Below are 23,095 nucleotides of genomic sequence, written 5' to 3' on the forward strand. Positions count from 1 at the left end.
AAGTGTGGTTATATTAAAACTAATGAAGATAAAATCACATTGTATGGAAATGAAAAACATGGCACTAAGCATAATGAATACGTGTGTTATGAATGTGGTGTGATTATGGATAGAGATATGAATGCAGTAAAAAATCTCCTAACTTTAGCATAAGAAGATATTTTAGGGTGGGCTACACCCTTTAAAGCTACAAGAGTTAATCAATGTCATTACCCTCTAGTTAGGATATGGGAACATTAATGTTGACAGTAGTAAATAAAATTAAGAAAGGAAGTCTATATTCTTTCGAATAATATAGAATAGCATACGCTATATTCTATATTGTTCTATATTTTATATAGCAGGATATAATTATGACAAATCATATTGTTTTATTTGAACCACTAATGCCAGCTAACACAGGAAATATTGCAAGAACGTGCGCTGGAACTAATACGACTCTACACTTAATTGAACCTTTGGGTTTTTCAACAGAAGATAAGTATTTGAAACGTGCAGGTTTGGACTATTGGGATAAAGTTAATATTATTTACCATGCAAATTTACCAGAATTTTTAGAAAGTATGCCAGAAAATGGAAAATTACATATAGTATCTAAATTTGCACCAAAATCATATGCTGACGAAGATTACACGAATCCTAATGAAGAACATTTCTTTTTATTTGGAAAAGAAACAACGGGATTGCCAGAGAATTTTATGCGAATGCATGAAGATGAATGTATCCGAATTCCTCAAAATGATGAACATGTCCGTTCATTAAATCTTTCAAATACAGCTGCAATTATTGTTTATGAAGCGTTACGTCAACAAAATTTTCCTAGTTTAGATCGTGTGCATACATATGAAAACGATAAACTAAAATAAGGAGAAAGTAATAGTGGCAAAAAGAAAAAAGAAAACAATTAAAAAAAAGGTAAGCGAACAAACTTCAGAACGTATTTTTGGAGCGGTGTTTATTTTAATTGGTATTCTTGGATTTTTTAATTTTGGATATTTAGGATCTTTAATTGCTAATTTATTTAGAGTTTTAGTTGGGGATAGTTATAAGCTTTTAATATTAATCTTCAGTGCTTTTGCAGTGATTCTATTAGCAACTGCCAAATACCCTAAGATAAACCTAAAAAAATACTTTGGGGGAATTATTACTTATTTAGGGATTACGCTTTTTATGGAAGCGTTATTCTTTCAACGATTAGATTTACATTCTAATTTCACAGGCATTACATGGCAATACCTAAGTTCAGATATTGAAGCAGGAAGTGTAGGTAATGCTGTCGGTGGAGGGATGATAGGTGCAGCTTTATATGAAGGTTCATACTTCTTATTGTCGCAAATAGGATCGTACATTTTAGCAACGCTCATTATTCTTGCGGGATTTTTCTTAATTATTGAAATCCCTTATCGTGTGGTTTTAGAGTATATCGGGAAGTTTTTATACGTGATTGGAAAATGGTTGAAAAATGGTTTCAAGAGCGTAGCAGAAGCGATTAAATCTAGCCAAAATGAAATTCAAGATTACAAAAAAACGAGAAAAGAAAAGAAAAACAAACAAGAACAAGATACGGTGGTCACTGATCCGACAGCTTTTGAAAAAGAATTACCGTTACCTCTTGAAGATCATAAACAAGAGGCAAAAGTAAAGGAACCAATTGCAGAAGAAGTGACAGATTGGAACCAGTCAAGTATGGATGTTAAACCTTCTAAACCTGAAAAAGTAAAGGCGCATACTAAGTTAAAAAATTATCAATTACCGTCAGTTGACTTATTACAAGATATTGCACCAACTGATCAAAGTGAAGAAAAAGAAGCGATTAAACGGAATAAGAAAATTTTAATCGAAACTTTTAAAAGCTTTGGGGTCGATGTGGAATTAGTTAATACAATTTTAGGTCCGTCTGTTACAAAATATGAACTTCATCCTGCAATTGGAGTTAAAGTAAGCAAAATCGTAAATTTAACAGATGATTTAGCGCTTGCCTTAGCAGCTAAAGATATTCGAATCGAAGCACCAATTCCAGGGAAATCTTTGATAGGGATTGAAGTTCCAAATAAAAAAGTTGCAACAATTGCCTTTAAAGATATTATCTCGGCACAAAAAAAGCATCCTGATAAGCCGTTAGAAGTTCCAATTGGACGAGATGTTTCTGGCGGATTAATTACAGCTAATCTAGCTGATATGCCGCACCTTTTAATTGCCGGGTCAACCGGTAGTGGGAAATCAGTGGCGATTAACGGGATTATAACGAGTTTGCTTATGAATTGTCCACCAGATGAAGTGAAATTAATGCTTGTTGACCCTAAGAAAGTTGAGTTAGGGGTTTACAATGGTGTGCCGCATTTACTTACTCCGGTTGTTACAGATCCTAAAAAAGCCTCCTTAGCTTTACATAAATTGGTATCTGAAATGGAAAAACGTTATGAAATGTTTGCAAATACGGGGCAAAGAAATATATCTGGATACAATAAGATGATTCAACGACAAAACGAAGAAACTGAATCAGAAGAACCTTTAATGCCTTATATTGTTGCAATTGTAGACGAGTTGTCTGATTTAATGATGGTTGCATCAAATGAAGTTGAAGACGCTATTATTCGTTTAGCTCAAATGGCACGCGCGGCTGGAATTCATATGATTTTAGCTACACAAAGACCATCAGTTGATGTTATTACGGGATTAATTAAAGCTAATGTGCCTTCAAGAATGTCATTTGCTGTATCTAGTGGGACCGATTCAAGAACAATTATTGATACTGCAGGAGCGGAAAAATTATTGGGTCGAGGGGATATGTTATTTAAACCGATTGAAGCCAATAAACCTGTACGTGTTCAAGGAGCATATATTTCAGATTCAGATGTGCAAAATGTAGTTCAATTTGTTAAGGAACAATTACCATCTGATTATGATAATTCAATGGAAATTACTGATGAAGAATTATCCACAGGAACAACAAATGAAGCCGAAGATGACTTGTTTGAAGAAGCAGTTCAATTTGTAAGGCTTGAAAATAAATGTAGTGTTTCATTACTTCAAAGACGTTTTAGAATTGGATATAATCGGGCCGCAAGAATTGTTGATGAGATGGAAGCAAGAGGAATTGTTGGTCCACAAGAAGGTAGTAAACCAAGAAAGGTTTATACAACTGAATAAGTTAATAACTGGATTTTCATTTGAAAATTCAGTTTTTTATTTTCAAAGAAAAGTAATGAAATATTTGTGTTTCTTTGCATTATAAACTAATATAATATATTGATAAATAAAGAAGGAGCGGTACGCGTGCGTAAAAAAATAGCAGCAGGAGTATATCTAAATACAATTCCGACAAAAAAATTTAAAACAACAAGAATGGTTATTACATTTATAAGTAAACCCAAAACTACTAGGCAAGTAGCGAGTCGAGCTTTGCTAACGAATTATCTTGAAATGAGTAATGAAAAATTTGAAACACAAATTGAAATTTCAAAAGAATTATCTAAAATGTACGGTGCGGGTTTGGGTACAGGAGTGTCCAAAAAAGGTAATTATAGTGTAACGACTTTTAGCTTGAGTTATGTGGAAAGTAAGTATTTAAAAAATACAAAAGATTTACTCAATCAAGCGCAAGACTTTTTGAAAACAATTATTTTTCAGCCGATGTTTAAATCGCCATTAAGAGATGAAGTCTTTGAAAGACAAAAAAATAATATTATTACTTATTTAGAATCAATGCGTGATGATAAACAAGCATATGCACAAAAAAAATTACGTGAATTATATTTTGAATCAGAAATTCAAGCTGCATCAGCTTTGGGAAAGCTTGAAGATTTTAAGAAATTAACGTTAGCTGATTTAATGAAATCTCATGAAGAAATGATAAATTCTGAGAGAGTTGAAATTTTAGTAGCTGGAAATATTGACGAACAAGCAGTTTATACCAGTTTTAAGGAATTAGGATTTAAAAATCGTTTAGAAGAATATTCCCTTGATGATGTTATCTTTTCTCAAAAACTATCTGATGTGAAATTTGAAGATGAGTTACAAGCTGGTCTTTTACAAAGTAAGCTGAATTTAGCATATAAATTGCCAGTAGAATTTAGAGGTGCTAATCATTATGCAGCACTAGTATTTAATAGTTTATTTGGTGGTTCTGCTCAAAGTCTTTTATTTACTGAAGTACGTGAAAAAAATAGTTTAGCTTATTATGCCAATAGTTCTTTTGATCCATTTAGAGAATATTTAATGGTTCAAACAGGGATAGATGGAAAAAATAAGGATAAAGTTATTGCAATAATCGAAGAACAATTAAGAAAAATCCAGGCCGGGGAATTTTCTGATGAGTTATTGGAACAAAACAAAATGAACTTAATTAATCTTTATATTTCACGTTTAGACAGTCAGGTTGCTTTAATTGCACGTGCACAAACAGATATTATGTTTGATTCAACTGTTCAAGCAAATGACTGGGTAAAAAAAATTAAAGAAGTCACAAAAGAAGATATAAAAGAGGTTGCTCAATTAGTCAAACTTCAAGCAGTTTACTACTTAGGAGCAAAAGAGGAATAGTGCATGAAAATAAAAACTTATGAAAGCTTTAATGAAACTTTATATACTAAAGTTTTAAAAAATGGATTAAAAGTTAATATTTTACCTAAAAAAGATTATGAGCGTGCATATGGAATTATTACAACTGATTATGGCTCAATTGACAACGAATTTGTCCCATATGCAAAAAATGAAATGCAAAAATTTCCTGCTGGAATTGCGCATTTTTTAGAGCATAAATTATTTGAAAAGGAAAATTATGATGCATTTGAATTATTTGGTAAATACGGAGCAGATTCTAATGCATTTACAAGTTTTACGAGAACGAGTTATTTATTTTCGGCATCACAAAATATTAAGGAAAGTTTGAAAATCTTACTTGATTTTGTTTTTGATCCTTATTTTTCAAAGAAATCTGTTGAAAAAGAAAAAGGGATTATTGGCCAAGAAATTATGATGTATCAAGATGAACCGGGATGGCAGCTATATTCGGGAATTTTAAGTAATTTATATCCACAATCTGCGCTCAGTGACGATATTGCGGGTACAGTAGAATCGATTTCTAAAATTACAGTTGAAGATTTATATGCATGTTACGAAACTTTTTATCAACCGCAAAATATGAATTTATTTTTGGTAGGTAATTATGATGTAAATACAACCTTTAAACTTATTGATGAAATTATGGTCCAAAAAGAATTTCAGCCAATTCAAAAAATTAACAGAAAGCCGCTTGAAATTAAGCCGGTAATAAAAGAACGTGTAAAATATATGGAAGTCCAACGGCCCAAAATAGCTCTTGGAATTAGAGGGCTTGAGTCTTATAAGGGTAAAGAAGGCTTGAAATTTAAAATGAAGATGCAGTTATTATTAAGTGTACTTCTTGGCGAAAATTCTAAATATTATCTGGATTTATATAATCAAAATGTTGTAGATGATAGTTTTGGATTTGATTTTCAGTTAGAAAGAGGATTTAATTTTGCATTGTTGAGTACTAATACAAGTAAAATTGAAGACTTTATTAGTAGTATTCAAAAAATCTTGAAAAATGCACCAAGAATTTTAACTGAAAGTAAAGAAGAGTTTGAACTTGAAAAGCGGGAATTTTTAGGTTCCATTATTAAATCCATGGATTCACTTGAAAGTATTGCCAATCGATATGAAGGTAAATTATTTGATGATGCTACAATCTTTGATATGGCTGAAATACTTGAAGAAATTAGATTAGATGATTTAATTGAAATTTCACAAAAATATTTTGATGAAGAAAGAATGAGTGTATTCAAAATTCTGCCTAAGGAGAAGTAAAATGAAGTGGGGATTAATTTTAGGAGCTTCTGGTGATATTGGAATAAGTATTGCCAATGATATGGCCAAAAAAGGATGGTCGTTATATTTACACTACAGCAAAAATAAAAATAAAATTATAAAATTATATGACCAATTAACAGAAAAATATCCACAGCAAGAATTTATTTTAATTCAAGCAGATATGACGCAAGTCGATCAAATTGATAATATATTAAATAATATCTTTTCACTTGATGCTATTGTTTTTGCTCAAGGAACAACCCAATACGAGTTTTTTAGCGCATTAGATCCAAAAGAGTTTGATAAAATGTTAACGATGCAATTAAGATTCCCTTTGTTTTTACTACAAAAATTAGAAGGGAAATTATCAAAGTCTAGACAAGGTCGGATTATTTTTATCGGATCAGTTTATGGTGATTATGGCAGTGCGATGGAAGTAGGTTACAGCACGATTAAAGGCGCCTTAAGCGCATTTGTGCACGCGTATTGTAAAGAGGTTGCAACTATGGGCATCACAGTTAATGTGATTGCACCTGGAGCGGTTGATACCGAAATGAACGCAATGTTTTCAGATGAAGTGAAATCAGAAATAAGAGAAGAAATTCCTATGGGGTACCTTGCTTCAAGTAGCCAAATAAGCTATTGGGTTGGGTGTTTATTAGATGAAAATGCTTCGTATTTAACGGGCCAAACAATCTACGTTACAGGTGGTTGGTTACGATGAAAATAACGTTAATTTTTTGACAATGATATGCTATACTATAAATTGAAATGTTATTTTAGATTAATATTAATGGAGAGACTTTGAATGAGTGATATTGGAAAGAAATTAAAAGATGCTCGTAATGAAAAGCATTATACATTAGATGATTTACAACAAATTACTAAAATTCAAAAACGTTATTTAATTGCGATTGAAGAAAACGATTTTGATGCCTTACCAGGTAATTTTTATGTAAGAGCTTTCATTCGTCAGTATGCGGACACTGTTGGGGTTAAATCAGATGATATCTTATCAGAACTTGATGAGATTACAGGTGAAAAGCAAGCAACGAATCAAGTAGCAGAACCTGAAGTTACCTCTAGAACACAAGCGATTCGCCAACAAGGTGGGGATGTAGAAAAAAATAATGAAATCCTTGAAAAAATAATGCATTATTTGCCAACAATTATCATCGTTGCGGTAGTTGCAGTTATTTTAGGATCAATTTATTTTGTATCTTCAGGAAATCGCAAGCAAGCTGAACAAGCAAGTAGTACACCATCTGTTTCGGTAACGACAGATGAAAGTACAAGTGAAAAAAAATCTTCAAGCCAAAAAGTAAAGAAAGCTAGTTCAAGTGAAGAAGCTTCAACAAAAGGAGCTACAAATCAAAAAATTACGCATGAGTCTACAAGTGGTTCAAACTTTACTTATGCTTTAACAGGTGCATCTAAAGATGTTAAATTAAAATTCAGTTCAAATGGATCATCTTGGTCAAGCGTAAGTGTTAATGGTACAGCTACATGGCAAGGTACTTTAGAAGATGGAGCAAGTAAGACAGTTACAATTCCTGAAGGAACTAAGAGTTTTATGATTAACTTAGGTAATTCTAAAGCAACTACTTTAACAATTAACGGTAAGAAATTTAATTTCTTAAAGGATAACTCTTCATTAACAGTAAGAAGGATTACTGTTAATATTGCAGAATAATTAAGAGGTGTTAGATTTGAATTTACCAAATAAATTAACAGTGTTACGTATTATCCTAATTCCCATTTTTATGTTGGTACTTTTATTACCACTAGATTGGGGAAGTGTTATTTGGGCCGGAACAATGATTCCAAATACATCACTTGTAGGAGCAATTATTTTCGCCGTAGCATCAATTACTGATTATGCTGATGGCCAAATTGCGCGTAAGCAAAAATTAGTTACAAACTTCGGAAAATTTGCCGATCCACTAGCTGATAAAATGTTAGTAATGACAGCATTTATCATCTTAGTTCAAATGGGAAAAGTTCCTGCTTGGGTTGCAGCAATTATTGTCTGCCGCGAATTAGCAGTTACTGGTTTGCGTTTGATTGTTGTTGAAAATAATGGTGAAGTAATGGCTGCTGCAATGCCTGGAAAAATTAAAACAATGACACAAATGTTTTCAATAATTTTCTTATTTTTAAACGATGCATTTTTTGCAGCAATTAACATTCCTTTGGGAGAAATTTTATTGTATATTTGTTTATTCTTTACAGTTTATTCAGGTATAGATTACTTTTACAACAGTCGTCATATCTTTAGTGATTCGTTTGGAAAATAATTTATGAGAGAATGGAAAATTTCATTCTCTTTTTTATTTTTTTCGTATATATATAATTAGACAAAAATGACACACAATACTTGTCTTTTTAAATTGAAATCAGTATCATATAAGAAGGTGTTTAAACTTCTTATTGTACTGAAACAAGGAGGAATTAAATTGGCTGACGAAAGACAAAAAGCTCTTGACGATGCTCTTAAGAAGATTGAAAAGAAATTCGGTAAGGGTTCAATTATGAAGATGGGAGGAAAGGTAGATACACAAATTTCTACCGTTCCTAGTGGATCATTAGCAATTGATGAAGCAATCGGTGTTGGTGGTTATCCACGTGGTCGTATCATTGAAATGTATGGTCCAGAAAGTTCTGGTAAAACAACGGTTGCATTACATGCGGTTGCTGAAGTTCAACGTCGTGGGGGAACAGCAGCTTATATTGATGCTGAAAATGCACTTGATCCTGCATATGCAACTGCGCTTGGAGTAAATATTGATGAATTATTACTCTCACAACCAGATACGGGAGAACAAGGCCTTGAAATTGCCGATGCTCTTGTAACTTCAGGAGCGGTTGATATTTTAGTTGTCGACTCTGTTGCGGCTTTAGTTCCACGTGCTGAAATTGAAGGCGAAATGGGTGATTCTCATGTTGGGCTACAGGCTCGTTTAATGTCACAAGCTCTTAGAAAACTATCAGGGACAATTAACAAAACAAAAACGATTGCAATTTTCATCAACCAAATCCGTGAAAAAGTAGGGGTTATGTTTGGTAATCCAGAAACTACTCCAGGTGGACGTGCATTGAAGTTCTATTCAACAATTCGAATGGAAATTCGTCGTTCTGAACAAATTAAGTCAAGTTCTGAAGTGGTTGGTAACCGTACAAAGATTAAATTTGTTAAAAATAAGGTTGCTCCTCCATTTAAAGTGGCAGAAGTAGATATTATGTATGGACAAGGGATATCTAAGACAGGTGAACTGTTAGATATGGCTGTTGAAAAAGATATTATTCACAAGAGTGGATCTTGGTTCTCTTATGGAGAAGAAAGAATTGGACAAGGTCGTGAAAACGTCAAGACATATCTTGCTGAAAACGAAGATGTAATGAGTGAAATTACAGCTAAAGTTCGCGAAGCTTATGGTATGACTGGAGACGATACTCAAACTACAAAATCATCTGATAATATTCAAGAAATTAATGTAGATGCGGAAAATGAAGAAAAATAGTTTTTTCATTGTGAAACAATAAAGGCTTGATAAATTTTGTTTAAACAAGGTTTATCGAGCCTTTTTATATTCTAAGGGGAATGTCTAGGACTTTAAAAGGGAGATTTATCGTGGGTAGTTTATTTGGAAATTTTGAATGAGAAAGAAATCGAATTTTCGGTTTTGGAAATGATTGAACATGCGAAAGGCCAAGCATTGATTAAGCTGAATCTAAATTTTTAGGTTAAGTGTGTTTTTATCTCCTAAGTAATTTTTATTGACATAATAGCATCAAAACCATTAAAATGTTATTGTGTGTATTAATCAAAAGACATCAATTAATGATTTTTAGACATTAATTATAGATGCGGAGGTGCAAAATTGGTATCAACAATTATTATCCTCGTCATCGCCTTAATTACTTTGATTTTAGGTTTTAGTTTAGGTGTTTTTTATCGTAAACACGGTTACGAGCAAACATTAGATGTAGCGACACAAACGGCAGATGGAATTATTTCCACAGCTAAAAAAGAAGCTGCAGCAAGTAAAAAAGAAGCTATTATTGAAGCGAAAGAAGAAAGTCATCGTTATCGTTCAGAAATTGAGAGCGAATTGAAAGAACGTCGCTCTGAAATTCAAAAACAAGAAAATCGTTTACTTCAAAGAGAAGAAAATCTTGATCGTAAAGATAGTGCACTTGATAAACGCGAACAAGTGTTGGAAGAAAAAGAAAACGATTTAGAACTTGAACAAAAACGCTTGGCTGAAAAAAATGCAAAGGCATCATCACTAGTTCAAGAACAAAGCGAAAAATTAGAAGAGATTGCCGCACTTACAAAAACTGAAGCTGAAGATTTAATCATTAAGCAAACAAAAGATGAGTTAGTTCATGAACGTGCACTTATGATTAAAGAAAGCGAAGCTGAAGTGCAAGCAACGGTAGATCGTAAATCTAAAGTTTTAATAGCACAAGCAATTCAACGAAGTGCTGCTGATATGGTTTCTGATACAACTGTTTCAGTGGTAAACTTACCAAACGATGAAATGAAAGGACGAATTATTGGTCGAGAAGGACGTAATATTCGGACGTTGGAAAGTTTAACTGGAATTGATTTGATTATTGATGATACCCCTGAAGCAGTGGTATTGAGTGGGTTTGATCCTGTTAGAAGAGAAATTGCAAAAATGTCACTTGAAAGATTAATTCAAGATGGTAGAATTCATCCTGCTCGAATTGAAGAAATGGTTGATAAGGCTACTAAAGACATGGACGCAAGAATTCGTGAAATGGGTGAAGAAGCAATTTTTGATTTAGGTTTGCATACAATGCATCCTGATTTAATTAAGATTGTTGGACGATTAAATTATCGTACAAGTTATGGGCAAAATGTGCTTAACCATTCAATTGAAGTTGCAAAAATTGCAGGGGTATTAGCTGCTGAATTAGGTGAAGATGTCACACTGGCGAAGCGCGCAGGATTATTACACGATATTGGAAAAGCGGTTGATCATGAAATTGAAGGGTCACACGTAGAAATTGGAGTAGAGCTAGCCAAGAAATATCACGAAAGCGAAACTGTCATTAATACGATTGCTTCTCATCATGGGGATGTTGAAGCAACTTCAGTGATTGCGGTGCTTGTAGCAGCTGCAGATGCAATGTCTGCTGCTCGCCCTGGTGCTCGAAGTGAATCATTAGAAAGTTATATTCATCGATTACAAAAACTTGAAGATATTTCTAATGATTTTGAAGGTGTACAAAAGAGTTATGCCATTCAAGCAGGACGTGAAGTACGTGTTATCGTTAAACCAAATGAGGTTAGTGATTTAGAAGCAATAGTTTTAGCTCGAGACATTCGAAATAGAATTGAAGAAGAACTAGAATATCCTGGTAATATTAAAATTACAGTTATTCGTGAGACCCGTGCAGTTGAATACGCTAAATAACCAGTATTGATAAAATGAATTAAAGTAAAAAGCTAAGGAGTTATTCTTTAGCTTTTTTATTTATGATTGTAAAGTTAGAATAATCTGGAAAATCAAAGAGGAAAAAAGCAATATATTAAAAAACATGGTAAAATAATAGAAGCGCAAAAAAATTCGAACTATTTAAGAAAGGAACGAAGATATGCCTCAAAAAACAAAGAATACACCAATGATGGAACAATATTTAAAAATTAAAGCCCAATACCCTGATGCTTTTTTATTCTATCGGCTAGGTGATTTTTATGAGATGTTTTATGATGATGCGGTTAAAGGATCGCAAATCTTGGAACTTACATTAACGCAAAGAAATAAAAATGCTGTCGATCCAATCCCAATGTGTGGGGTACCGCATCATGCAGCTCAAAATTATATTGATATTTTGGTTGATAAAGGGTATAAAGTTGCAGTTTGTGAACAAGTTGAAGACCCCAAACAAGCAAAGGGAATGGTAAAAAGAGAAGTTGTTCAGTTAATTACACCCGGAACAATTCTCGATACAGGCGTTAATGATGCTAAAGAAAATAATTATTTAACCGCAGTATATCAATCTGAAAATAATTATGGGTTTGCGTATGTTGATTTATCAACTGGCGAAATCAGAGTTACATCAATGAGTGATATGGCTGCAATTATGAATGAATTGATGGCTTTAAGAACTAAAGAAGTAGTTGTAAATCCTGATTTTAGTGAAGAAAACCAATTAATGATTAAAAAATTAAAAATCTTGGTTTCAGTTCAAACTGAGATTAAACAAAGTTCTGAAGCAAACTATGTTAGCCAAGGAATTGATCTTGAATTAGAAAAAAAGGTATTAGGATACTTAATTACCTACCTTAAAGAAACACAAAAAAGAGCATTAGCACACTTGCAAAAAGCAATTCACTATGAACTTTCAAATTATTTAAAATTAGATCATTATGCTAAACAAAATTTAGAGCTAACACGTAATTCAAGAACTCAAAAGAAATCAGGCACACTGCTTTGGTTATTAGATGCTACTAAAACAGCTATGGGCGGAAGAATGTTAAAACAATGGATAGAACGCCCATTGATTGATATTAAACAAATTCAAAAACGTCAAGTGATGGTTGAAAATTTATTAGAGAATTTTTTTGAAAGAAGTAGTTTACAAGAAGAATTAGCTAATGTATACGATTTAGAACGTTTGGCTGGTAGAATTGCCTTTGGAAATGTAAACGGGCGAGATTTGGTTCAATTAAAATCTTCATTAGAACACATTCCTCAAATTCAATATTTACTAAACGAATTAAATGATGGTGTTTTTGACGATTTGATTCAAAAAATTGATCCCTTGGAAGATATTGCAGATTTGATTGAACAAGCCGTTGTTGACGAACCACCAATTTCAGTTACTGATGGTGGCATTATTCGTGATGGCTATGATATGGATTTAGATCAGTATAACGATGCATTACGTAATGGTAAAGTTGGTTAACAGAATTAGAAGCAAAAGAACGAAAAGAAACAGGGATTAATAATTTAAAGATAGGCTTTAATAAAGTTTTTGGTTATTATATTGAAGTTTCTAAAGGGAATTTAAAAAAGTTACCTGAAGATCGCTATCAAAGAAAGCAAACTTTGACGAATGCAGAACGTTTTATTACGCCAGAATTAAAGGAAAAAGAAGCATTAATTTTGGGTGCTCAAAGTAAAGCAACTGAACTTGAGTACAAATTATTTGTGGATTTACGTGATCAGATTAAAGATCAAATTCAACGAATTCAAAATTTAGCTAAGGTTATTTCAGAATTAGATGTTCTTCAAAGCTTTGCAGTTGTAAGTGAACAAGGAAAATTTGTGAAGCCACAATTGAAGGTAGATTCGCGCGATTTAGAAATTCAAGAAGGATGGCATCCAGTTGTTGAACGAGTATTAGGAAAACAAAGTTATGTGCCAAACGACATTCAGATGACATCAGGACGCGATATTTTATTAATTACGGGACCAAATATGTCTGGTAAAAGTACGTATATGCGCCAATTAGCTTTAACTGTTGTGATGGCCCAAATTGGGTGTTTTGTTCCAGCAAAATCAGCTAAAATGCCAATTTTTGATCAAATATTTACAAGAATTGGGGCAGCAGATGATTTAATATCTGGTGAATCAACTTTCATGGTAGAAATGAAGGAAACAAATCAAGCGTTACAAAATGCAACAAAGAATAGCTTATTGTTGTTTGATGAAATTGGACGTGGAACAGCAACATTTGATGGAATGGCGTTAGCACAATCAATTATTGAATATGTACATGATAATATTGGGGCAAAGACATTATTTTCAACTCATTATCATGAATTAACAGTATTGGATGAAGAACTACCACATTTAAGTAACGTACATGTTGGCGCAATTGAAGAAAATGGAGAATTAATTTTTCTTCATAAAATGCAAGATGGGCCAGCTGACAAGTCATACGGGATTCACGTCGCAAAATTAGCGGGAATGCCTAATGATTTACTTGATCGGGCAGACGTAATTTTGAGTAAGTTAGAAAGCCAAGAAGTAACGCAACTACAAGATAAAATTATCGAAGCCAAAAGTGTCAATGAAGAAGAAATTCGAACTAACACAAAGAAGAATAAAGAGCAAAATAATGATGATTCACAACTTTCATTATTTACACCAGAGATAGTACAAGTGAATAATAAAGATGATAAACTAATTAAAGAAATTAAAGATCTAGATTTAATTGAAATGACTCCATTAGATGTAATGAATGTCGTTTATAAGTGGCAAAAACAACTCAAAAAGAAGGGTTAAACTCTTATGGCAAGAATACATGAACTTTCAGAAGTTTTAGCAAACCAAATTGCAGCTGGAGAAGTGGTTGAAAGACCAGCATCGGTTGTTAAAGAGTTAGCTGAAAATTCAATTGACGCTAAAGCAAGTCGAATAGATATTTTGGTTGAAGATGCAGGACTAAAACAGATTAGAATTATTGATGACGGGATTGGAATTGAATCTGAGGATGTTGAGATGGCTTTTAAAAGACATGCAACCAGTAAAATTTTAAGTCGCGAAGATTTATTTAAAATTAATACACTGGGCTTTCGAGGCGAAGCTTTGCCAAGTATTTCCTCTGTTGCTGATGTTGTGATGAAAACAGCAACAAAAGGAAAGCCTGGGACTTTGTTGCATATTAAAGGTGGTCAAAAGGAAGAACTAAAATCAACTCAAAGTCGTGAAGGAACAGAAATAACTGTTAATAATCTTTTCTATAATACACCGGCAAGATTAAAATATGTTAAAACTAATGCAACTGAATTATCTAAGATATCTGATATTGTTAACCGTTTAGCGCTAAGTCATACTAATATTGCCTTTTCGTTAAGTAATAATGGAAAAACAATTTTCCAGTCTGCTGGAAATAATAATTTGCAACAAACGATTGGTGCGATTTATGGCATTAAGGTCGCAAGAGAAATGTTATCATTTACTGGTGAAACTGGCGCCTTTAAAATTAGCGGGTATACATCATTACCGAAAGTTACGCGAGCAGCCAAAAAGGCGATTAGTATTTTGATTAATGGACGTTATGTGAAGAATTTTGCCTTATCCAAGGCGATTATTGAGGGATATGGATCAAAGTTAATGGTTGGCCGTTATCCAATAACTGTTTTAAATATTGAACTTGATCCGCTTTATGTCGACGTTAATGTTCACCCAACGAAGCAAGAAGTGCGAATTTCGGATGAAGATGTGCTTGCAAAGTTAATCGCGGATACAATTTATGCGCGGATTAGTGAAGAAAATCTGATTCCAAATGGGTTGGAAAATTTAAAGAGTAGAAAAAAAGAGAAGGTAGATATTGAACAGCTGTCAGTTGGTTTAAATCAAGTCTATAAGAAAAAAAATGATTGTCTTCAAAAAAAACAAACATATTCTGAGGAGGTAATTGCGCCTCTAGTCGGAAGTTCTAGTACTACAAAACCCGAAGTAATAAAAGAAAAAATTGAACCGATTATTATTACAAACAAAAGTCAGTTAGAAGATAATGTAATGAAAAAATGGGATGAACGTTTTTTAATTACAAACCAATCTGATGAAGATAAAAATCTACATGTTACAGAAGAAAGTCAAACTTACGATAACAGTGCTGGATCTAAAGAACGTTTTCCAGATTTATTATATATAGGACAAACTCACGGAACATTTTTACTGGCTGAAAGTTCAGACGGTTTATATATAATTGATCAACATGCTGCTCAAGAACGGGTTAAGTATGAGTATTATCGTAAAGAAATAGGAAATGTTACTTTAGATCAACAAAATTTATTGGTGCCGATTATTTTAACTTATCCGACAACAGATTCATTGATTTTGGATGAAAAGATTCCAAAATTAGCTAAATTAGGAATTATCATTGAAGATTTTGGGCAAAACAGCTATATTGTGCGTCAACATCCAACTTGGCTTACAGAAGGTCAGGAGCAAGAAGAAATTAAGGAGATAATTGACGAATTTTTAAAAGATAAAGATTTAACGATTGAAAAATTTCGGCATGAAACAGCAATGATGATTAGTTGCAAGCAATCTATTAAAGCTAACCATCATTTAGAGCCTGTACAAGCTAAATCAATTCTCAAGCAATTAGCAGAATGTAAAAATCCATTTAATTGCCCACACGGACGTCCAACGTTAATCAGGTTGACGAATAAAAATTTAGAAAAGATGTTTAAGCGAATTCAAGATCCGCATGAAACAGGAATTATAGAAGATTATTAATAAAAAGGAAAACATTATGTACGAGTTTTTAACGGGGACGGTAGTAGAAATAACACCCTCATATATAGTATTAGAAAATCAAGGTGTAGGGTATTTAGTCTATTGTGCCAACCCTTTTAGATATGAAGAAAATACGGAAACTAAAATTTTTGTCTATCAAGCAGTTCGAGAAAATAGTATAACTTTATATGGATTTAAAACATCTTCAGAAAAAAAGTTATTCTTGAAATTACTAGATGTTTCAGGTATCGGACCTAAAAGTGCACTTGCAATTTTAGCGAATGATGACAATCGAGGCTTAGTTTTTGCTATTGATAATGATGATGATAAATACTTAACTAAGTTCCAGGGATTGGGAAGAAAACAGCAAAACAGATTGTACTTGATTTGAAAGGCAAACTTTCTGATTTAGACAGTGAAAGTTTTGCTGGTCAAGAAACATTAGATTTATCATTAAATGTCGATTCTAAGTATCTTAATGAAAGTATCGAAGCGTTATTAGCATTAGGATATACCAAGACTGAAGTTAAAAAAGTTGCGAAAAAATTACAAGATTTTGATGGCAAATCAACAGATGATTTCTTACGCCAAGGACTACGCTTGATTATGAAATAATCTAGAAAAATGAAAGGAGGGAAATAATGGCATTTGAAGACGAAAGAATTATTTCGACGGAACAAACAAATGGTGATGAATTTGTTGACATGAGTTTACGTCCCAAAATGTTTGATCAATATATTGGACAACAACGCTTAATTGATGAAATTGACGTATATATCAAAGCAGCAAAACAACGTGAAGAATCATTAGATCATGTTTTGTTATATGGACCTCCTGGTTTAGGGAAAACAACTTTAGCAAATGTAATCGCAAACGAAATGGGAGTTAAAATAAAAACAACCACAGGACCTGCAATTGAAAAGCCGGGTGATTTAGTAGCATTATTAAATGAATTGGAGCCCGGAGATGTATTATTTATTGATGAAATTCATCGTTTGCCAAAAACAGTTGAAGAAATCCTGTACTCTGCAATGGAAGATTATTTTATTGATATCATTATCGGGCAAGGGCCAACTGCTCATCCAGTTCATTTCCCATTACCGCCATTTACTTTGATTGGAGCGACAACGCGGGCGGGGATGCTATCAGCTCCGCTTCGTACGCGCTTCGGAATTATTGGACATATGGAGTACTATAGTGAAGGCGATTTAACCAAAATTATTGAAAGATCAGCAAGGATTTTATCTTCTGAAATTAAAGAACAAGGGGCTCATGAAATTGCGCGCCGTTCACGAGGAACACCGAGAATTGCTAATAGATTGTTAAAACGTGTCCGTGATTTTTCTGAAGTTCAACAAAAGGATGCAATTGATGTTGGAGTCGTTGATTATGCTTTGAATTTATTACGTGTTGATAAAAAAGGGCTTGATCAAACGGACAGAAAGTTAATAGAATCAATGATTCGTTTTTATAATGGTGGTCCAGTTGGACTCAATACCATTGCTGCTAATATCGGGGAAGAAACTGATACAATTGCTGAAGTAATCGAGCCTTACTTAATGCAAATTGGTTTTATAAAACGGACACCAAGGGGGAGAGTTGTTACCCCTGAAGCGTACGAACATTTAGGAATAAAATATGAAAATAATGAGGGATAATAATGAGTGAAGAACATTTAACGACTGAAGATTTTAATTATAATTTACCGGAAGAATTGATTGCGCAAACACCGTTAGAAAAACGTGATCAATCTAGAATGCTTGTTTTAGATAGTAAAACAGGGGAATATTGTGATGATTACTTCTATAATGTTATCGATGAACTAAATCCAGGGGATGCATTAGTCATGAATGATTCACGGGTTATGCCTGCCAGAATTTATGGTGTAAAACCTGAAACAGGTGGACATGTTGAAATGTTATTATTAAATAATATTAAAGGTGATCAATGGGAAACTTTAGTTAAGCCAGCTAAGCGTGCTAAAGTGGGAACCAAAATTTCATTTGGTGATGGCGCTTTAATTGCAACTGTTACTGAAGAATTAGAACACGGTGGTCGAATTATTGAATTTGAGTATGATGGAATTTTTATGGAAATTTTGGACAAGCTAGGAGAAATGCCATTACCACCATATATCAAAGAAAAACTTGAAGATAAAGAAATGTATCAAACGGTCTATTCTCGTGAAATTGGATCAGCAGCAGCTCCAACAGCAGGATTGCACTTTACTAAAGAATTACTTCAAAAAATTGAAGATAAAGGGGTAAAGCTAGTATATTTAACTCTTCATGTCGGCTTAGGAACATTTAGACCAGTTAGTGAAGATAAAATTGAAAATCACAAAATGCATAGTGAATTTTATCGCCTTTCACAAGAATCAGCTGATATTTTAAACGAAGTAAGAAAAAATGGTGGTAAAATTGTTGCAACTGGTACAACAAGTATTCGTACTCTTGAAACTATTGGTTCAAAATTTAATGGTGAAATTAAAGCAGATAGTGGATGGACTGATATCTTTATTAAACCAGGGTATGAATGGAAGGTTGTTCAAGCATTTATTACAAATTTCCACTTGCCTAAATCAACCTTAGTAATGCTAGTAGCAGCATTTACAGGCAGAGAAAATATCTTAAATGCATACAAACACGCAGTTGAAGAAAAATACCGTTTCTTTAGCTTTGGTGATGCAATGTTTATTAAATAAAGGAGATTTTTATGACTGAACCTGCAATCAAATATCGATTAATAAAAACAGATAAACACACAGGAGCGCGTTTAGGAGAAATTATTACTCCGCACGGAACTTTTCCAACACCAATGTTTATGCCGGTAGGGACACTTGCTTCTGTTAAAGCCATGGCCCCAGAAGAGTTAGATGAAATGGGGGCTAATATAATTTTATCTAACACATATCATTTATGGCTTCGGCCAGGAGAAGACTTAGTTGAACAAGCTGGTGGTCTTCACAAATTCATGAATTGGGACAAGGGAATTTTAACTGATTCGGGTGGTTTTCAAGTCTTTTCATTAGCTGAATTAAGAAATATCAAAGAAGAAGGGGTTTATTTTAGAAACCACCTAAACGGCGATAAACTTTTTCTGTCACCAGAAAAAGCGATTCATATTGAAAATGCTTTAGGCGCTGATATTATGATGAGTTTTGATGAATGTCCGCCATTTTTTGAAAGTTATGACTATATTAAAAAATCAGTAGAAAGAACAAGTCGTTGGGCAGAGCGTGGGTTAAAAGCCCATAAAAACCCTGATCGTCAAGGGTTATTTGGAATTGTTCAAGGTGGAGGATACAAAGACCTTCGTCAACAAAGTGCTAGAGACCTTGTTTCAATGGATTTCCCAGGTTATTCAATTGGGGGACTATCAGTTGGTGAATCTAAAGAAGAAATGAATCGAGTTTTAGATTTTACAACGCCAATGTTACCAGAAAATAAGCCACGTTACTTGATGGGAGTTGGGTCGCCAGATGCGTTAATCGATGGAGTAATTCGCGGAGTAGATATGTTTGACTGTGTACTTCCAACTCGAATTGCCCGTAACGGAACTTGTATGACTTCTCAAGGACGATTAGTGGTTAAAAATAAGAAATACGAGCGTGATTTTTCACCAATTGATCCTAAATGTAATTGTTATACATGCCGTAATTACACACGTGCATATGTTCGTCACTTAATTCACGCTGATGAAACATTTGGCTTACGCTTAACAAGTTACCATAACTTATACTTCTTATTAAACTTGATGAAAGATGTGCGTGAAGCAATTATGAATGATAATTTACTTGAGTTTAGAGAAGCATTCTTTGAAGAATATGGTTACAATAACAGCAAGAGAAACTTTTAAGTTAAACTAGTCAATTTATTAATAATTTGATAAGGTAGTTAATATAGTAAAGTAGATTGGAGAATTGAAGATGCAAAATACACAAACAATTATTATGTTCGTTGTTTTTATTGGACTATTATATTTTATGATGTTACGTCCACAAAAAAAAACAACAAGAAAAACGACAAGAAATGCTTGGTAATTTGAAAAAAGGTGACGAAGTTGTAACAATTGGTCGTCTTCACGGGATTGTTGATAGCATTGATCAAGAAACTAAAACAGTTACACTTGATTGTGACGGTGTTTATTTAGTATTTGATTTATCAGCAATTGGGCAAGTAAAACCTTCAAAGGAAGCTAACGAAGAAAAAGTTGATTCTGATAAAAAGGTAGAAGAATAATAAAAAAGAGACTGATAAAAACTATATTTCAGTCAAAAAAAACGCTAGAAATTCAACGTTTAATTACGTAGTTTCTAGCGTTTTTTAATTTTGAAACATTTTTTTCAGATGATTATATATGTGAGTTTCCTTAATATTTATAATTCCTAAAATACCAATAGAAATAATGGAAATCCATAAGCCTAAGAAGAAATATGGTGGGGTATATTTCAAGGTTATTTGATGCTTACCTTTATTTATCGGAAAGGCAAGAAATGTATTTTGTACTTTTTTAGGAGTAACTTCTTTGTCATCAATATAAGCTTTCCAACCACTATTGTAAGGAATTGTTGTTGTGAACCATTGATGTGATTTACTAATATGAATAGGTCCCGTCAAATGGGTATCGCTCAAGTACTTTGGTTGCCATGATTGTTCAGCAATTTTCTTTATTTTACTTTTGACAAGTTTATTATCCATTTGATAAAGTACGAAATTTTCTAGCCAAAGATTATCATTTTTAAATTTAGCAGTGATTGTAATTTCATGATTTTTAGCATGATTAGCGACATTAACTAAAGTAGTGTGGCGAAATGTGTCATAATTATTCATTTTTTCGTCATTTAAATACCATTCAACATTATCTTTATCTAAGTTACTTCCTAAGGAAAGATAGTATGAATCATTAGTTTTAGGAGTAAATTTAAAAATAATTTTTGCTACTTTATTTGGATTACTTTTCTTGAAGGTAGCATTGGTTAATGTTGTTTGTTGTTTAGTATTACTAAAGATTACATGATTAAAGTTAATAGCTGTAAAATAACGAGTTTGCGGCATTGAATTTGATACAGAGTTTAACCAATTTGTTTGATATCCGATTGGATTATCAAAAATGTTGTGAATCTTGCTAATTGAAGCGTTACTAGCATATCCAAGCGGCAAAGAAAATTGATTTTTAAAAATTTTTGTACGCCGATCTTCATGTAAATATTTATATGAAGATAAATCTTGTCTTTGTGATAATTGCATTAAAGGATATCCTTGGCTCGTAGTACTATCTAGCTCCGCATAATTACGTGGAGCTATAAAATACTTCATTGCCAATAAGCTATCAGTTATGAGTGTTCCATTGGAATAAGTAACATAATTATCACCATCTGGTTGTCCAATCATTCCATAAAAATCCGGGATGGTTTTTTCAAGTGCGGAACTAAAATAAGATCCGGAATTCATATTGTGAGCGAGCCCATCATTTTTAGTACGACTATAAATTTGTCCGATTCGATAAAAAGAAGAATCTTTATGAGAAATCCATTGACTATTTTTTGAAAGTGCAGCGCTCGGATTCGCAAATTCATCTTGAGATAAGTAACTTAGATTATTAAGTGAGTAAATAAAATTAGTACTTAATTCAATGATAACAAAAGATAAAAACAAAATTTTCTTTAAAATTAGGCGCTCAAAACCACTATGCATATTTAATATCACTAAAGCTAAAACAAAGAAAACAGATGTTAAAATTAAAGTTTCTTTCGAAATATAGCTGAATTTATTTTGATTAATCCAAGAATAAATAATAATTCCAATTAATAATAAACTCACAAAAGCAGCTTGAAATTTGGGAATGCTAACGGAGTAATCTTGAATGGCGTTAGCAGCCAAAAAGAGCATCCAAAATGAAACTATAAAAGAAAAACGGTAGGGATACCAAACTGGAAATTGCATTCCATGCCAAAGTAAATCTAGTGGCTCGAAAAATAATGAACCAAATAAAAGGATGCTTACTAATGAAGCGCTAATTTTTTCTTTAATTTGTTTATTAGGGTTAAAGAAGTATAGGAAAAATAAAATTAATCCCAAACTCCCGATAAACAAATTCGGATAACCAGTAGGCATTTGTTCAAAATCAAAGGACCCGATAGTAAACTTTGATAATATTTTTAGTGGATTATATTCTATCTTTAAATGAATATTTTGTTCAGTATATTGGCCTTTGCTATTAATTAAAGTATAAAATGTTGGAATAAGTAAGACAGCTACACTGCTAGCTGCTAAAAAACTATGAATAATAAAATTTCTGATATTTTTTAGTAATGTTTGAATTGAGCTAAAATATGAAGTTTGGTACCAAATAAAGAATAAACATAAGAAAATGGCAACCATATACCCCATATAATAGTTATCAAGAAACATTAATGCTAATGTTAAAGGATACAACCAATAGTTCTTCTTTTCCATTAAATTAAAGAATCCTAAAATTATAAATGGTAAAAGGATTGGCGCATCTGTCCAAATGAGATTTAACTGATTAGCAACATTCCAAGCCATGAATGCATATGAAGTAGCGAATGAAATTGTAATCAACCCATCAGTGATTTTTCTTTTTTCTAAAAAATATGCAAAGGATAAACCTGAAAAACCATATTTTAAAATAGTTATGAGCAAAATTCCTGCTGTAATATTTTGTTGAGAAAAGAATAGAAGAATTAGATTGAAAGGACTAAGCAAGTAATATGCCCATTCACCAATCATTTGCCCTCCAATTGCTTTTGAAAATGAAAAGAAAAATCTTTCAGGATGATGTAAGAGTGTATCTTTAAAAAATGAATAAAAATCAACATATTGTTGTCCTAAATCAACTGTTAAGATTGTATTATTTCCGAATGGAAACATTTGGCGTGAAATAAAATAAACTAAAGAAATCCCCATCGGAATAAAAAAACTGAACCAAAGTACGTTATGGTCCAAAAATATAGAATTGAAACGTTTTTTCATAAGTAAATCCTTTCTAAGTATCAACTAAATTTTAGA

General features: G+C 32.7%; 15 protein-coding genes and 3 pseudogenes. 17 read left to right on the top strand and 1 reads right to left on the bottom strand.

The features are described 5' to 3' along the window. From JCM14209_RS09800 to yajC, 17 genes and pseudogenes are all read left to right on the top strand, one after another. Positions 1-153, top strand: a 153-nt coding sequence (locus JCM14209_RS09800; protein ID WP_155830639.1) for a zinc ribbon domain-containing protein, incomplete at its 5' end; no start/stop codon positions are given. Positions 154-353: 200 nt separating this feature from the next. Continuing rightward, on the top strand, positions 354-866 hold the full coding sequence (gene trmL, locus JCM14209_RS00010; protein ID WP_025021601.1) for a tRNA (uridine(34)/cytosine(34)/5-carboxymethylaminomethyluridine(34)-2'-O)-methyltransferase TrmL: 513 nt from the start codon (positions 354-356) through the stop codon (positions 864-866). 13 nt (positions 867-879) lie between these two features. Then, positions 880-3,150: an FtsK/SpoIIIE family DNA translocase gene (locus tag JCM14209_RS00015; RefSeq protein WP_025021602.1), complete on the top strand. Its 2,271-nt coding sequence runs from the start codon at positions 880-882 to the stop codon at positions 3,148-3,150. Between the two features lie 126 nt (positions 3,151-3,276). Next, on the top strand, positions 3,277-4,542 hold the full coding sequence (gene yfmF, locus JCM14209_RS00020; RefSeq protein WP_025021603.1) for an EF-P 5-aminopentanol modification-associated protein YfmF: 1,266 nt from the start codon (positions 3,277-3,279) through the stop codon (positions 4,540-4,542). A gap of 3 nt (positions 4,543-4,545) precedes the next feature. Beyond that, a complete protein-coding gene (yfmH, locus tag JCM14209_RS00025) occupies positions 4,546-5,829 on the top strand; it encodes an EF-P 5-aminopentanol modification-associated protein YfmH (protein WP_025021604.1) in 1,284 nt (427 codons plus the stop codon). Between the two features lies 1 nt (position 5,830). Beyond that, positions 5,831-6,556: an elongation factor P 5-aminopentanone reductase gene (gene ymfI / locus JCM14209_RS00030; RefSeq protein ID WP_025021605.1), complete on the top strand. Its 726-nt coding sequence runs from the start codon at positions 5,831-5,833 to the stop codon at positions 6,554-6,556. Positions 6,557-6,640: 84 nt separating this feature from the next. Beyond that, positions 6,641-7,525 carry a helix-turn-helix domain-containing protein gene (locus JCM14209_RS00035; protein ID WP_025021606.1) on the top strand — a complete coding sequence of 295 codons (885 nt, stop codon included), beginning with the start codon at positions 6,641-6,643 and terminating at the stop codon, positions 7,523-7,525. Between the two features lie 16 nt (positions 7,526-7,541). Next, positions 7,542-8,129: a CDP-diacylglycerol--glycerol-3-phosphate 3-phosphatidyltransferase gene (pgsA, locus tag JCM14209_RS00040; protein WP_025021607.1), complete on the top strand. Its 588-nt coding sequence runs from the start codon at positions 7,542-7,544 to the stop codon at positions 8,127-8,129. 159 nt (positions 8,130-8,288) lie between these two features. Further along, a complete protein-coding gene (gene recA, locus JCM14209_RS00045) occupies positions 8,289-9,353 on the top strand; it encodes a recombinase RecA (RefSeq protein ID WP_025021608.1) in 1,065 nt (354 codons plus the stop codon). Positions 9,354-9,713: 360 nt separating this feature from the next. Beyond that, positions 9,714-11,279 (top strand): ribonuclease Y, encoded by a 1,566-nt coding sequence (gene rny, locus JCM14209_RS00050; RefSeq protein ID WP_025021609.1) that lies wholly within the window; start codon positions 9,714-9,716, stop codon positions 11,277-11,279. Between the two features lie 181 nt (positions 11,280-11,460). Next, positions 11,461-14,099: pseudogene (gene mutS, locus JCM14209_RS08670) on the top strand (DNA mismatch repair protein MutS). 6 nt (positions 14,100-14,105) lie between these two features. After that, positions 14,106-16,064 (top strand): DNA mismatch repair endonuclease MutL, encoded by a 1,959-nt coding sequence (gene mutL, locus JCM14209_RS00060; protein WP_025021610.1) that lies wholly within the window; start codon positions 14,106-14,108, stop codon positions 16,062-16,064. 16 nt (positions 16,065-16,080) lie between these two features. Continuing rightward, positions 16,081-16,679 (top strand): annotated as a pseudogene (gene ruvA / locus JCM14209_RS08675) (Holliday junction branch migration protein RuvA). A gap of 26 nt (positions 16,680-16,705) precedes the next feature. Next, positions 16,706-17,722 (top strand): Holliday junction branch migration DNA helicase RuvB, encoded by a 1,017-nt coding sequence (gene ruvB / locus JCM14209_RS00070; RefSeq protein ID WP_025021611.1) that lies wholly within the window; start codon positions 16,706-16,708, stop codon positions 17,720-17,722. A 2-nt stretch (positions 17,723-17,724) separates the two neighbouring features. After that, positions 17,725-18,768 (top strand): tRNA preQ1(34) S-adenosylmethionine ribosyltransferase-isomerase QueA, encoded by a 1,044-nt coding sequence (queA, locus tag JCM14209_RS00075; protein WP_025021612.1) that lies wholly within the window; start codon positions 17,725-17,727, stop codon positions 18,766-18,768. An 11-nt stretch (positions 18,769-18,779) separates the two neighbouring features. Beyond that, positions 18,780-19,922, top strand: a complete 1,143-nt coding sequence (gene tgt / locus JCM14209_RS00080; RefSeq protein WP_025021613.1) for a tRNA guanosine(34) transglycosylase Tgt — start codon at positions 18,780-18,782, stop codon at positions 19,920-19,922. Between the two features lie 70 nt (positions 19,923-19,992). Continuing rightward, positions 19,993-20,305 (top strand): annotated as a pseudogene (yajC, locus tag JCM14209_RS08680) (preprotein translocase subunit YajC). Between the two features lie 84 nt (positions 20,306-20,389). Here the strand turns inward: yajC and JCM14209_RS00090 are convergent. Then, the gene (locus tag JCM14209_RS00090; RefSeq protein WP_025021614.1) at positions 20,390-23,059 is read right to left on the bottom strand and encodes a YfhO family protein; all 2,670 of its coding nucleotides are present in this window, start codon (positions 23,057-23,059) and stop codon (positions 20,390-20,392) included. Positions 23,060-23,095 lie beyond the last annotated feature (36 nt).

This window comes from Ligilactobacillus hayakitensis DSM 18933 = JCM 14209 (assembly GCF_000615845.1).
Taxonomy (GTDB): Bacteria; Bacillota; Bacilli; order Lactobacillales; family Lactobacillaceae; genus Ligilactobacillus; species Ligilactobacillus hayakitensis.